Origin of the sequence: Paenibacillus tianmuensis, assembly GCF_900100345.1 — a bacterium.
Taxonomy (GTDB): Bacteria; Bacillota; Bacilli; order Paenibacillales; family NBRC-103111; genus Paenibacillus_G; species Paenibacillus_G tianmuensis.
Genome location: NZ_FMTT01000019.1, coordinates 66,505 through 79,012 on the forward strand (window position 1 = coordinate 66,505; position 12,508 = coordinate 79,012).

At 54.4% G+C, this 12,508-nt stretch carries 12 protein-coding genes; 10 read left to right on the forward strand and 2 right to left on the reverse strand.

Annotation, left to right across the window (positions count from 1 at the left end):
- Positions 1-4: 4 nt before the first annotated feature.
- The 4 genes from BLO51_RS14315 (at position 5) to BLO51_RS14330 (ending at position 4,443) form a co-directional block, all read left to right on the forward strand.
- Positions 5-1,993 carry a fibronectin type III domain-containing protein gene (locus tag BLO51_RS14315; RefSeq protein WP_090672860.1) on the forward strand — a complete coding sequence of 663 codons (1,989 nt, stop codon included), beginning with the start codon at positions 5-7 and terminating at the stop codon, positions 1,991-1,993.
- A 144-nt stretch (positions 1,994-2,137) separates the two neighbouring features.
- Entirely contained in the window at positions 2,138-2,869 is a 732-nt protein-coding gene (locus BLO51_RS14320; RefSeq protein WP_245719665.1) for a class I SAM-dependent methyltransferase, read from the forward strand.
- Positions 2,870-2,874: 5 nt separating this feature from the next.
- Entirely contained in the window at positions 2,875-3,738 is an 864-nt protein-coding gene (locus BLO51_RS14325) for a carbon-nitrogen hydrolase family protein (RefSeq protein WP_090672862.1), read from the forward strand.
- 33 nt (positions 3,739-3,771) lie between these two features.
- Entirely contained in the window at positions 3,772-4,443 is a 672-nt protein-coding gene (locus BLO51_RS14330) for a GNAT family N-acetyltransferase (RefSeq protein ID WP_090672918.1), read from the forward strand.
- Here the strand turns inward: BLO51_RS14330 and BLO51_RS28605 are convergent.
- Positions 4,380-4,643: a hypothetical protein gene (locus BLO51_RS28605; protein ID WP_143006891.1), complete on the reverse strand. Its 264-nt coding sequence runs from the start codon at positions 4,641-4,643 to the stop codon at positions 4,380-4,382. The genes BLO51_RS14330 and BLO51_RS28605 overlap by 64 nt on opposite strands.
- A gap of 145 nt (positions 4,644-4,788) precedes the next feature.
- On the opposite strand from BLO51_RS28605, the gene BLO51_RS14335 reads away from it, so the two are divergent.
- On the forward strand, positions 4,789-5,409 hold the full coding sequence (locus BLO51_RS14335; RefSeq protein WP_245719666.1) for a superoxide dismutase family protein: 621 nt from the start codon (positions 4,789-4,791) through the stop codon (positions 5,407-5,409).
- Between the two features lie 51 nt (positions 5,410-5,460).
- On the opposite strand, the gene BLO51_RS14340 is transcribed toward BLO51_RS14335, so the two are convergent.
- Positions 5,461-6,072, reverse strand: coding sequence for a DedA family protein (locus BLO51_RS14340; RefSeq protein WP_090672866.1), 612 nt, complete (start codon positions 6,070-6,072; stop codon positions 5,461-5,463).
- A gap of 222 nt (positions 6,073-6,294) precedes the next feature.
- Between BLO51_RS14340 and BLO51_RS14345 the strand changes: the two genes are divergently transcribed.
- The 5 genes from BLO51_RS14345 (at position 6,295) to BLO51_RS14365 (ending at position 12,497) form a co-directional block, all read left to right on the forward strand.
- Positions 6,295-7,383, forward strand: coding sequence for a DUF3900 domain-containing protein (locus BLO51_RS14345; RefSeq protein ID WP_090672868.1), 1,089 nt, complete (start codon positions 6,295-6,297; stop codon positions 7,381-7,383).
- A 455-nt stretch (positions 7,384-7,838) separates the two neighbouring features.
- Positions 7,839-9,452, forward strand: coding sequence for a peptide ABC transporter substrate-binding protein (locus BLO51_RS14350; RefSeq protein WP_245719667.1), 1,614 nt, complete (start codon positions 7,839-7,841; stop codon positions 9,450-9,452).
- A 102-nt stretch (positions 9,453-9,554) separates the two neighbouring features.
- On the forward strand, positions 9,555-10,490 hold the full coding sequence (locus BLO51_RS14355; RefSeq protein WP_090672871.1) for an ABC transporter permease: 936 nt from the start codon (positions 9,555-9,557) through the stop codon (positions 10,488-10,490).
- Between the two features lie 2 nt (positions 10,491-10,492).
- A complete protein-coding gene (locus tag BLO51_RS14360) occupies positions 10,493-11,422 on the forward strand; it encodes an ABC transporter permease (RefSeq protein ID WP_090672873.1) in 930 nt (309 codons plus the stop codon).
- Between the two features lie 55 nt (positions 11,423-11,477).
- Positions 11,478-12,497, forward strand: a complete 1,020-nt coding sequence (locus tag BLO51_RS14365; protein ID WP_090672875.1) for an ABC transporter ATP-binding protein — start codon at positions 11,478-11,480, stop codon at positions 12,495-12,497.
- The last annotated feature ends 11 nt before the right edge of the window (positions 12,498-12,508 follow it).

Consider the following 12,508-nt stretch of genomic DNA (forward strand, 5'->3'; position numbering starts at 1 on the left):
ACCTGTGATTACGGACAATTATACCGAGACCTTTACCGATACTATGCTGTCTCCCGGCCAGACGTATGAATACGAGGTATTCGCGGTAAGTCGCTCCGGTATCGTGAGCACGAATGCTTTGAAAGCAACTTTTAATGACAATACATTTCCACCTGCGGCTTGGCCGGCAGGCAGCCGATTGGAAGCGAAGGAGTGGAAAAAAGATAGTGTTAATCTAACTTGGACACCAGCGGAAAATGCAAAGGAATATCGGGTGTACCAGGACGGCAACTTGCTTGGCACGGAGTTGGGTAACCGCAATACGTATTTTGTTGACCAACTTACTCCAGGAACAACCTATACTTTCAAAGTGGAAGCGGGCAATGAAACCGGCAAATGGACGACTAGCGGTCCCCAATTAACCATAACGAAGGACAATGGCGATCAAGAACCACCTAACATTAGCAGTGTGCAGCCAACCGACAATGCGGTGGTATATACTCCTAATCCGGTGATATCGGCTGTTGTGTCCGACAGAGGGGTAGGAGCGCGGTCAGGAATCGCGGTGTATCTTGATGAGGAATGCCTCGATGGTATAAAAGAAGATGTGGAGAAGGGGACTGTGAAGGTACTGACTTATGGGTTGAGCAACGGCAAGCATACATTGCGGATTAGAGCAGATGATCTGGTGGGAAATAAAGCGGAGACGATCACAAGTTTCACTGTAGCCTTTGAGCCAGACGGACCGGTATGGCCCGAGGGCAGCACGCTGAGTGTGTCGAAGGTGACGTCGTCGTCGCTGACCTTGAACTGGGCGCCTGCACAAGGGGCGACAGGATATCGGATTTACCAAGACGGAAGCGTCGTGGACTCGGTTTACGGTGAAGTTTATTCCTATACCGTGACGGGACTGCAGCCGCAAGCGTGGTATATGTTCTCCGTCGAAGCTTTCGATGGAGTGGGGCGCATTAGCCAGAAGAGTCTGACAAAAAAGGCGTGGACGGAAATTCCAATAGAGCTTTGGCCGCCAGACAGCCGGTTGGAAGCGCAGGAGTGGGGAAAAGACAGTGCTATCTTATCTTGGACGCCGGCGAAAAATGTAAAATATTATCAGTTGTATAAAAACGGCATACCGATTGACACCTTGTTTAGTCACGAGACAAAGAGAGAGGTTAACGGTCTTGTTCCCGGCACGGCCTACACCTTCAAAGTGGAGGCTAGAGACATTGGAGCATGGACCAGCGGCGGTCCCGAATTAACAATGACGAAGGGCGACGGCGACCTGGAGCCTCCTGTCATTAGCGATGTCCGGCCAGCCGATCAGGCGGTAGTCTATACTCCTGATCCCGTGATATCGGCTGTCATTACCGACAGCGGGGTAGGGGTGTACGCAACCATGGTTACTGTTGACGGTCAATCTTTGCCATATACAAGGTATAATACCGAGACTCGTACCATGACGGCATCCGCCCACGGGTTAAGCATCGGCAGGCATACATTGGAAATTGTTTCATGGGACAAAGTGAACAATAGGGCGGAGTCGATCACCAGCTTCATCGTAGCTCCTGCGCCGAGCGGGCCGGTATGGCCCGAGGGCAGCACATTAACCGCGTCGAATGTGACGTCGTCGTCGCTGACTTTGAGCTGGACGTTGGCGCAAGGGGCGACGGGGTATCGCATTTACCGAGACGGCAGCGTCGCGGGCTCGGTTTACGGCAGCGTCTATTCCTATGACGTAGGGAGATTGCAGCCGGATACGACGTATACGTTTACCGTCGAAGCTGTGGATGCGGCAGGCAATGTCAGCCTGAATAATCCAGTGACAACGGTGAAGACGAAAGCAGCTCAAGGAACGACGCAGGCATTCCGCCTGCGGGCCTGGCCCGGCTTTTTGAACGCTGGCTTCGCAACACGTGTCGGACCGCCGGGGTACGACAGTCTGTACGATTTGAACAATGATGGCGTGATCGACGGTACGGATGTGCAGTTCGTAGCGGACAAAATCGCCGGTTAAGACTTTATTTTTTCTTCCGCCGGAACGGTAACGTTCCGGTTCGCTTTTGTTTACCGGATTACGTCGCAGCGGATTCGTCCACCCGCATTGCCGGATGCCGTCCGGTGTGAGATTGTGATATAATGATCGGATAAACGCCACCATTTGGAAGCGAGTGAAGCGCAAAGCATGAACGTGCGGGAGCAGTTCGGAAATATCGATATTTATTTGTTCGACCAGCTGCTGAAAGGGAGAATCGCTCCCGGGATGCGGTTGCTCGATGCAGGATGCGGGAATGGACGCAATCTGGTCCATTTTCTGCGCGAAGGCTATGACCTGTGGGCCGTGGACCGGTCGGCCGAAGCGGTGAAAGCGGTCCGCGCTTTGGCTCGCGAGCTTGCGCCGGACGGAGAGCGCATTTCGCCGGAAGAGCGTTTTCGTGTGGAGCCGGTAGAGAAAATGAGCTTCGCCAACGATAAGTTTGACGTCGTCATCTCTTGTGCGGTGCTTCATTTTGCCGAAAGCGAAACTCATTTTCAGCAGATGGTATCGGAGCTTTGGCGGGTGCTGAAGCCGGGGGGACTGTTGTTCGCGCGTCTCGCTTCGAGTGAAGGCCTGGAGGACCGCATCCGTCCGCTGGGCGGCGGCCGGCACGTGCTGCCGGACGGCAGTGAGCGGTTTCTGGCCGACTCGGGGCTGCTGGAGCGCACGGCGGAAAAGCATCATGCTTTACAGGTGGAGCCGCTGAAGACGGTGAACGTGGAGAACCTGCGGTGCATGACGACCTGGTGCTTGAAAAAGCCGCATATTTTATTTTTCGATCCGATCGAAGAACGGTCGGAAGAACGATTGCTGGAGGGGACCGGCGAAACGGACGAAACAGGAACGGGAGGATGACATAAATGAAGCTGAGAGTTTCAGCGGTACAATACCATTTGCATACGATTGGCAGCTTTCAACAATTTGCTGCGCAGGTGACGAGCTATGTCAGGACGGCGGAGGAGTTCGAATCGGACTTCGTGCTGTTCCCAGAGCTGTTCACGACCCAGCTCATGTCCATAGGCCGGGGAGACGGGAGCGGCGAAGCGCTCCAGATCGGGGAGCTGCCGCAATATACGCGGCAGTATAAGGAGCTGTTCCAAGGCCTGGCCCGCGAAACCGGCATGCACTTGATCGGAGGAACGCACATTATTGAAGAAAACGGCAGGTTATACAATACGGCGTTTTTGTTCTATCCGGACGGCCGGGTGGCCGAACAGCGCAAGCTGCACATTACCCCGTGGGAAGTAAAAGGATGGAACATGGCAGCGGGCGATGCACTTCAAATATTCGACACGGATAAAGGACGGATCGCAATTCTCGTTTGCTATGATATGGAGTTTCCGGAGATCGTCCGGATGGCCCGGGCGCGCGGGGCGGACGTTATTTTCTGCCCGTCGTGTACGGATGACCGGCACGCTTTCCACCGGGTACGCTATACATGCCATGCCCGGACGATTGAGAATCAAATTTACGTCGTGGCGACCGGTACGGTCGGTTCGCTGCCGACGGTCGATTTTATGCGAGGCAATTTCGGGCAGGCTGCGATCATTACGCCGAACGATGTGCCGTTCCCACCGGGCGGTTTGATGACGGCCGGGGAAATCAACGACGATATGATCATTACTGGGGATTTGGACCTTGCGCTGCTGTACGAGGTGCGGGAAAAGGGCTCCGTTACGACCTGGAGAGACCGGCGCACCGATCTGTATCCGGATTGGAAGTAAGGGGGAACGGCTGTGGGCTCGTACTGGAAAGACATGTACGTATTCGACGGAGACCGTCCCGTTAAGGCGACGATCCGCTCTTACACCGAACGGGACTTCGCCGGCTTGATTCGGATTCAGCAGGAAAGCTTTCCGCCGCCGTTTCCTTCGGAGCTGTGGTGGAATGAGGAGCAGCTCAGGAATCACGTCGAGCGGTTTCCCGAAGGTGCGCTCTGTGTGGAGATCGGCGGCGAACTGGCCGCATCGGTGACGGGTTTGCGGGTCGATTTCGATCCCGCGCATGCCGATCATACATGGGAGGAGATTACCGACGGAGGGTATATCCGCAGCCATAACCCGTCCGGCAACACGCTGTATATCGTGGACATATGCGCGCGTCCGGCTTACCGGAAGCTCGGCCTCGGCAAATGGCTGATGCTCTCCATGTACGAGGTGGTCGTCGAGCTGAAGCTGGAGCGGCTGCTCGGCGGCGGCCGGCTGCCCGGGTATCACCGGGTAGCCGGGGAGATGACTGCCGAAGACTACGTGCGAAGCGTGCTGGATGGAGAGCGGAAAGACCCGGTGCTGACGTTCCTTCTGCGGTGCGGCCGAACGCCGGTGAAATTGGTTTCCAATTATTTGGAGGATGAAGAATCCCTGAATTACGCGATGCTGATGGAGTGGCGTAATCCGTTTCTCACCGCGAAGCGGCAAGAAACGGTCTGACGGCGGGATGAAGTCGTTGGCCCGCTCAGCAGCCCGTGCACGATAATCCAAGGCTCGCCAAGACCTTCTCGCACAAGCGCGGCAAGGTCTCCTTTGCGTTCGCGGTTCCAATGCTCAGGCTCCGCCGTGCCCGGATGTGTGAGCCGGTAGTCCAGATCAGTCGGCAGCAGCTCTGTAACCTTCAGCGGCTTCGCTCCCATCCGTCCGGTAAGCTCCTACGTCGATTTCATTCAATACGAGTCATGTCGCTCCTCGAACTGAACTAGCCTCAAGACGTTTATGGCCTCCGGTTTTGGTAAACAATGGTCTAATGTAGCTTGTGGAACGTTAAGGAGGGAGCAATCTTTGGGAACGCGATGGAAGACGGTGGCGATTTCCACGGTGTCGCTGCTTATGCTTAGCGGCTGTCAGCACGACCTGCGGGCTTGGTTCGGACAAACAGAGAAGCCGCAGCACCGGCATGAGCCGAAGCAGTCGGAAGACAGCGCCGCCGTGATGGCGAATGAAGCGAAGGAAGCCGTTCAGGTGAACATCCTGGGTAAGCAGGGAACGACGATCGGAACGGCCAAGCTGACTCCGGCCGAATCGGGAGGCGGCGTACGGATTGAACTGGAAGCCGCTTCCTTGTCGCCGGGACCGCACGGCTTCCACGTGCATGAGACCGGTAAATGCGAGGCGCCTGACTTTACTTCGGCCGGGGCGCACTTCAATCCCGAGGCCCGGAAACACGGCTTGAACAATTCGGAAGGACCGCATACAGGCGACCTTCCGAATCTTGAAGCGGATCAACAAGGTAAGGTCAAGGCGGATTTCGTCGCCAAACAGCTGACGCTGGAGCCAGGGCAGCCGCATTCGCTGCGCAAGCCCGGCGGTACGGCGTTCGTCATTCACGAGAAGGCGGACGATTTTAGGACGGACCCTGCCGGCAATGCGGGCGGGCGCATCGGCTGCGGCGTGATCCGGTAACCAAGCGGCGAATCGGCGGTGAAGTGTGCCGTCGATTCGTTTTTTTTGCATTCATGCTTTATTGCGTGCGCGTTTAAACCACCGAAACAAGAGAAAGACTACCGCGGCGCAGCCCAATACGACAAAGAACACCTTCAAATTTCGTTCGATAAGCATAAACATTTGCTCCCACTGCTCACCAAAAGCATATCCTACCAAAAAAAACGAAGTGACCCATAACGTGGTGCCGGTATAGGCATAGATGATAACATTACGATAAGGGACGCGGATGATGCCGATAAAATACCCGAGGAATTGCCGGATGCCGGGAATGAAAAAGGCGATAAGCAGCAGCTTGTCCCCGTACTTGTCGTAGTAACGGCGCGTCTTCTCTATTATGGTCGGTTTTAGGGACAGCCATTTGCCGAACCGTTCGATCAGCGGCATGCCGACCTTGTACCCGATCCAATAAGTCACGGTCACGCCAATGAGCGCTCCCGTCAGCGCAGCAGCAAAGGCCGGGAGCGAAGTGAGCACGCCTTTGAACGACAAATAACCGGTATAGGCCAAGGTGCTGTTTCCCGGAGGAATCGGCAGTGCAATAAAATCCAACGGTATACCGATCAGTAATACGAAATATCCGTACTGCTCAAACAATTGCTGGACGACATGCAATAGGTTCATCTCTATCTCCCCTTATCTCTGTACTCCTTTTATCATAGTAGATTTTCCAAGCAAAATACAATTCAGAAGGATTTCTGAAAGGTTGATCATACCAAGGGGACTCGGCTGGCGGTGGGAACCAGGTTCGAACTTTTTGCCTCTATGACAGGGGGCGGGCTTGTAGTATACTAAAATTCGGCCTTTTCACGGCTTGATCCAGATACGACAGAAAGGACGCTCAAGATGAGATTTGACGTGGACTATATTTCGTTTTTTGTCATTCAAGTGGACGGGGAAGACGGAACGCCGGGCAAGCGCAGCAAGCACTATGTCACTATGGATGGTGACGATTACGCGGCGTGCGAGCTGAGCGGATTTCTGGACGGCGAGTTCGCCAAGACGGCGAAGCGCAAGGCCGAACGTCATGCCAAGGCCGAACAGGTGCCGACCAAAATCGGTCGTTTCGCGGTCGAGCCCGGGTACGACCTGGACAGCAACCCGAATTACAACTTGTTCGTCCGATTGCGCGCCGCCGAGACGCTTGAGCATTTCAAGGGCCATGCGGACGAGCTGGTCACGACCTACATGGATGCCAGCGCGATTCGCGGCGGGGCCATGTTTATCGTGCGCGCAAGGCTCAGTCAATACTCTGACGAGCCGTTCTTGTTCGTGTTCAAATGCGACTTCGAGCAAAAGATCGCGCGCATTACGGACGAGCGGAGTCTGCTCAATAAAGTCGAGATGGCGATCAACGCCAAAAATATGAAGTCGATCATGTATCCCTATATGCCGGAACCGGGGATGACGGAGCTGTGGGAGCTGAAAATCCACCAGTCGTCGCATGCCCGGTATTTCGAGGATTTTTTGAAATACGTCGAATATGAAAAGTCCGTGCCCGAGCTGATGAATGAGCAGGTATTCGGCTTCGTGCAACAGTACGTCGAGGAGGTATTCGAAGACCAGCCGGAGGCCAAGGAGCGGGAGCTTGAGGCGATGGAGCTGTGGGCATGCGGCGAACAGCGCGAATTGCAAGAGAAGTGGGAGCAGTCGCAGGTGATGGAAGCGACGTCCGTCATGGTCGAGCAAAAGCCCGACCTCGAAATGAAGCTCAAGCTCGGCAACATGTCCGTTCGCGCCTTGCTGGCCGATTTCGGCGACCGGCTGCATATCGCCAAGCTTGGCGACCGGTACGTCGTTGTGCTGGAGGGTGATTTGCAATTCGACCGGGGGATTTCGCCGGTGGAGCTGCTGGCTCCGGAACCGCTGGAGTCGCTGATGGAGCGGCTCCAGCGGAAAGCGGCGGAGGAAGAACGCGAAGGGATTTATACGTAAACGAAAGGGCTTTGCGCAGGCCGTTCCGTGGCAAGATAAGCTTGGACCAAAGGGTAGAAAGAAGCATGAACCAGGGCTGACGCGGTCACGAACCGGCGTCAGCTTTTTTAACGAGCTTGGTCACATGTTAATGTGCCGCGCTTCATTGCAAGCGGTCCGCAACCATAGAAAAACGATTGACTTCATGCTGGAATCGATGGTAATATCTTCATTACTAACACGGAGGTAATAAAAGAACGAAATGTAATCGCTTAACTAATCGTTTTGTGAGGTTTACTTATCTAGAAATGCGGTTTTCCTATTCTTTTATTAACGACAGTGGAGAAAATAAAAAGAAAGGAGCGGGCATAGGTCAATTTTAGTTTGGAAGCGCGAACAGGAAAAATGTTCAAAGAATCAATCCGGAGGCGTGTTGCATGAAAAAATGGACTTTTTGTTTTGTTAGCTTATTGTTAATGTTCAGTATGGTTTTGTCCGGCTGCAATTTTACCGGCGAAGCTCCCCAAGGCGCGGAATCGCCAAGCGGCCAAGCCGCCTCGAAGGATGGGGATCAAACGACCGGCGGGAAAGCAATCACCTTGTCCGTGGAAACGGAAATTACGGATTTGAACCAGTTTTCCGCATCCGACAATGTTTCCTTCACCATCCTGAACAATGTTAGCGAAGGGCTGTACCGTCTGGACCAGAAAAACGTGCCGCAGCCGGCGATGGCCAAAGGAGTAGATATTTCCAAAGACGGATTAACGTACACCTTTACCCTGCGCGATGGCCTGAAATGGAGCAACGGCAGCCCGGTGACGGCGGCGGATTTCAAATTTGCGTGGCTCGGCTCGATGAAGCCGGAAACGTCGCTTAGCGGGTATGCCTTTATTTTGACAGATTATATTGAAGGCGGGGCGGAGTACGCCGAAGGCAAAGCGGCCGATGTTTCCGGCATTGCGGTGAAGGATGACAAGACGCTCGCGGTCAAGCTGAAAAATCCGACGCCCTTTTTCCTCCGTTTAGTATCCTTTATTCCATATTATCCGTTGAATGAAAAATTCGTGAAGGAAAAAGGAAAAGACTTCGCGCTGAAACCGGAAAATATGCTGTACAACGGGCCTTTCGTGCTGACCCAGTTCGACCCGGCCGGCGGTGCGCTATTGGAGAAAAACCCGAACTACTGGGACAACGGCTCGGTGAGGCTGGATAAAGTCAATATTAAAGTGGTGAAAGAAATGAACACCGCCTTGAATTTGTTTAAGGTCGGGGAGCTGGATCGGGTGAATCTGTCATCCGCCGATGTGAGCGCTAACAAAACGAGTCCCGAATTCGGCTCCGACATCGAATTTGCGACGACCTACCTGCAATTTAATTTGAAGGCGGGCGACGTATCCAATTCGAACATCCGGAAAGCGCTTCAATTGGCTTACGACAGCAAGGTGCTGGAGCAGCTTTTGAATAACGGGTCGAAGGGAGCCGTGGGATTGATCCCCGATCTTATGAACGGCGCAGGCGGCAAATCGTTCCGCGACATGCAGGGAAAGGTGACTGCGCCTGACGCAGCCAAGGCCAAGGAGCTGTGGGCTCAAGGAGTGAAGGAGCTCGGTCACGCGCCGAAAATCAAGCTGCTCGTCTTGGATGACACGGTGAATAAAGATGTCGGCACGTTCCTGCAAAGCGAATTCAAGAAAAATCTCGGAGCGGAGATCGAGATCGAGTCGATGCCGAAGAAGGCCCGCAACAAGCTGATGGACGACAGCAGCTATCAGATGGCCGTCACCGCTTGGGGAGCCGATTACGACGATGCCATGACGTATCTGGATCTCTGGATCAACCACACGCCTTACCGCGGGAATTACAACAATCCGAAGTACGACCGTCTGATTGCGGAAGCGAAGAAGGAAGCCGACGAAGCGAAGCGCGCGGAAATGCTGCTGCAGGCGGAGAAATTGCTGGTCGGCGAGGACGCTGTCGTGGCGCCGTTATTTTATAAAGGCTACGCCTTCCTCCAGAAAAAAAATATCGAGGGACTTGTTTATCACCCCTACGGCGCGTCGTGGGATTTCAAATACGCGGCCAAAAAATAACGTTGAATCATGAGGATTAGGAGAGAAAGTGGGTTCTTTCTCTCCTTTACTGTAGGCCGACGTGGCGTGAAGGTGTGAAGAACGGTACAAAGAGGTGCAGGAATGAAAAAATATATCGCCATTCGGGCTGTGTACATCTTGATCACGCTGTGGATCATTGCGACGCTGACGTTTTTTCTCATGAAGCAGCTGCCGGGGTCGCCGTTTGACGAAGAAAAATTGGCTTTGCTGCCGGCTGCGGCGAAAGCGGAGATCTATGCCAAATACAGCCTGGATCAGCCGGTGTGGAAGCAATATGTGCATTATATGGGTAATTTGGCGCGGGCCGACTTGGGCACTTCCTTTTTTTATAAAGGCCGGCCGGTGCTGGACATTATTTTGAACCGACTTGTTCCGTCCGCGCTTATCGGCGTCCAGGCGATTGTGCTCGGCGTTGCGCTCGGTCTGATCCTCGGAGTGGTCGCAGCGCTCCGCCATAATACGGTGTGGGATGCGTTCGCGATGTTCATTGCGGTGATCGGCGTGTCGATTCCCAACTTCGTCTTTGCCGCATTGCTGCAATATTATGTCGGGATGAAGTGGGGACTGCTGCCGGTCGCTTTTTGGAAAAGCTACTCCAGCTCCGTCATGCCCTCCATTGCGTTATCGCTGATCGTCATCGCGCTGATCGCCCGGTTTATCCGCAACGAAATGCTGGAAGTGCTGCAGCAGGACTATATCGTGCTGGCGAAAGCCAAAGGGCTTAGCCCGTTCGCCATCGTATGGAAGCATGCGATCCGCAATGCGCTGATTCCCGTCATTACGATTCTGGGTCCCATTACCGTGAACATTCTGACCGGCTCGCTGGTCATTGAAAGCATATTTAGCGTGCCGGGGATCGGCAGTCTGTTTGTCGATGCCATCAAAATGAACGATTATACCACGATTATGGGTGTGACGATTTTTTACAGCGCGTTTTTTGTGCTGATTGTGCTGATCGTCGATCTGCTGTACCGGGTCATTGACCCGAGAATCCGTCTGGCGGGAGGGGAGAAGTGACTATGCTGAACTACGAATCGCGAGAGCTGGACCGCTTGTTCGTCCCGACCACCGTCGATCCTCAAGAGAGCGAGAATGTATCTGGTCCTCCCTTAAACGCGTTTCAGGAAAGCTGGCGGCGGCTGCGCCAAAACCGCGGAGCGCTCGTCAGTCTGTACCTTCTTCTTCTGCTCGGTCTCTTGGCGGTGGTTGGCCCTTGGATGAGCCATTATACGTACTTCGATACGAATTACAGCGCCGCTTACCAAGGGCCGAACGCCGATCATTGGCTCGGCACGGATAAATTCGGACGCGACCAGTGGGTCAGAATTTGGCAGGGAACGCGCATCTCGCTGATTATCGCTCTGCTGGCAGCGGCGCTGGATCTGTGCATCGGCGTCGCGTACGGGGCCGTCTCGGCGCTGCTTGGCGGCAGAACGGATACGATCATGCAGCGGATCATCGAGATTTTGGTCAGCGTGCCGAGTCTGATTGTCGTCATTCTGCTGATGATGGCGATGAAGCCGGGCATTTTCACAATCATTGTGGCGATGGTCATTACCGGCTGGGTCAACATGGCCCGCTTGGTACGAGCGCAAATTTTGAAGCTAAAAGAGCAGGAATTCGTGCTGGCTGCCCGCACGCTGGGGGCAAGCAACACGCGCCTGATCTTGACACATCTGGTTCCGAACACGATCGGAGTCATTGTCATCAATACGATGTTTACGATTCCTTCGGCGATATTTACGGAGGCGTTCCTCAGCTTTATCGGTCTGGGGCTGCAGGAGCCTATGGCTTCGCTCGGCGTGCTCATCAATACGGGGTATCAATCGCTGAACACGAACTACTATTTGCTGTTGTTTCCGGCTTTGATCATTATTGCGATTATGGTGGGCTTCAATATATTGGCCGACGGATTGCGGGATGCGCTGGACCCCAGAATGCGCAAATAGCCTGAAGCGTCATGTCATGGACCTGTTGAACGAGAGAACAAGGAGCGATACAAGGATGGAGAAAATTCTGGAAGTCAAGGACCTGGAAATTTCGTTCCAAACCTACAAGGGGGAAATTCAAGCCGTCCGCGGGGTCAGCTTCGACCTGGCAAAAGGGGAGACTTTGGCCATCGTCGGGGAATCGGGCTCGGGGAAGTCGGTTACGTCCAAAGGCATCATGCGTTTGCTGCCGCATCCGTATGGGAAGATTAAGAATGGGAAGCTTTTGTTAGAAGGTGAAGACTTGATGAAGCGCTCGGATAAGCAAATGCGGGACATTCGCGGGGCCGAAATTTCGATGATCTTCCAAGACCCGATGACGTCTCTCAATCCGACGATGACGGTAGGAAGTCAGCTCATGGAAGGCTTAAGGCAGCACCGGAAGCTCGGCAAATCGGAAGCGGCGGAGATCGCGCTGGAGCTGCTAAGGCAGGTTGGCGTCCCTAACCCGCAAGTGCGGATGAAGCAATACCCGCACCAATTTTCCGGCGGCATGCGGCAGCGTGTGGTGATTGCCATTGCGCTTGCCTGCAATCCGAAGGTGCTGATTGCGGATGAGCCTACCACAGCGCTGGACGTGACGATTCAAGCGCAAATTTTGGACTTATTGAAGGAGCTGCAGCGGGAAAAGGGGACGTCCATCATTCTGATTACGCATGATTTGGGAGTCGTCGCCAACATCGCTCACCGGGTGGCCGTCATGTATGCCGGGCAAATTGTCGAGACCGGAACGGCGGACGAAATCTTTGTTGACCCTAAGCATCCGTATACTTGGGGCCTGCTCTCCTCCATGCCGAAAATCCACGAGCATACCGAAGCGCTGTTGAGCATCCCCGGAACGCCGCCCGATCTGATCCATATGCCGGCCGGGTGCGCTTTTGCCGCCCGGTGTCCTTATGTTATGGAAGTGTGCCGGGCCTTGCCGCCGAGAACGACGGCGATCACGGGAACCCATCAGGCCGCTTGCTGGCTGTTGGACGAGCGGGCACCGCGTATTCAGCCGCCGCAAGGTGTGGCCGGAAGCGCTGCGCGATGAATGGTTTGCAG

Bases quoted from the DNA above. Each gene is read 5' to 3' on its own strand.
- BLO51_RS14325 (WP_090672862.1), top strand. From the start codon at position 2,875: ATGAAGCTGAGAGTTTCAGCGGTACAATACCATTTGCATACGATTGGC.
- BLO51_RS14330 (WP_090672918.1), top strand. From the start codon at position 3,772: ATGTACGTATTCGACGGAGACCGTCCCGTTAAGGCGACGATCCGCTCT.
- BLO51_RS28605 (WP_143006891.1), bottom strand. From the start codon at position 4,643: ATGGGAGCGAAGCCGCTGAAGGTTACAGAGCTGCTGCCGACTGATCTG.
- BLO51_RS14340 (WP_090672866.1), bottom strand. From the start codon at position 6,072: ATGAACCTATTGCATGTCGTCCAGCAATTGTTTGAGCAGTACGGATAT.
- BLO51_RS14345 (WP_090672868.1), top strand. From the start codon at position 6,295: ATGAGATTTGACGTGGACTATATTTCGTTTTTTGTCATTCAAGTGGAC.
- BLO51_RS14350 (WP_245719667.1), top strand. From the start codon at position 7,839: ATGTTCAGTATGGTTTTGTCCGGCTGCAATTTTACCGGCGAAGCTCCC.
- BLO51_RS14355 (WP_090672871.1), top strand. From the start codon at position 9,555: ATGAAAAAATATATCGCCATTCGGGCTGTGTACATCTTGATCACGCTG.
- BLO51_RS14360 (WP_090672873.1), top strand. From the start codon at position 10,493: ATGCTGAACTACGAATCGCGAGAGCTGGACCGCTTGTTCGTCCCGACC.
- BLO51_RS14365 (WP_090672875.1), top strand. From the start codon at position 11,478: ATGGAGAAAATTCTGGAAGTCAAGGACCTGGAAATTTCGTTCCAAACC.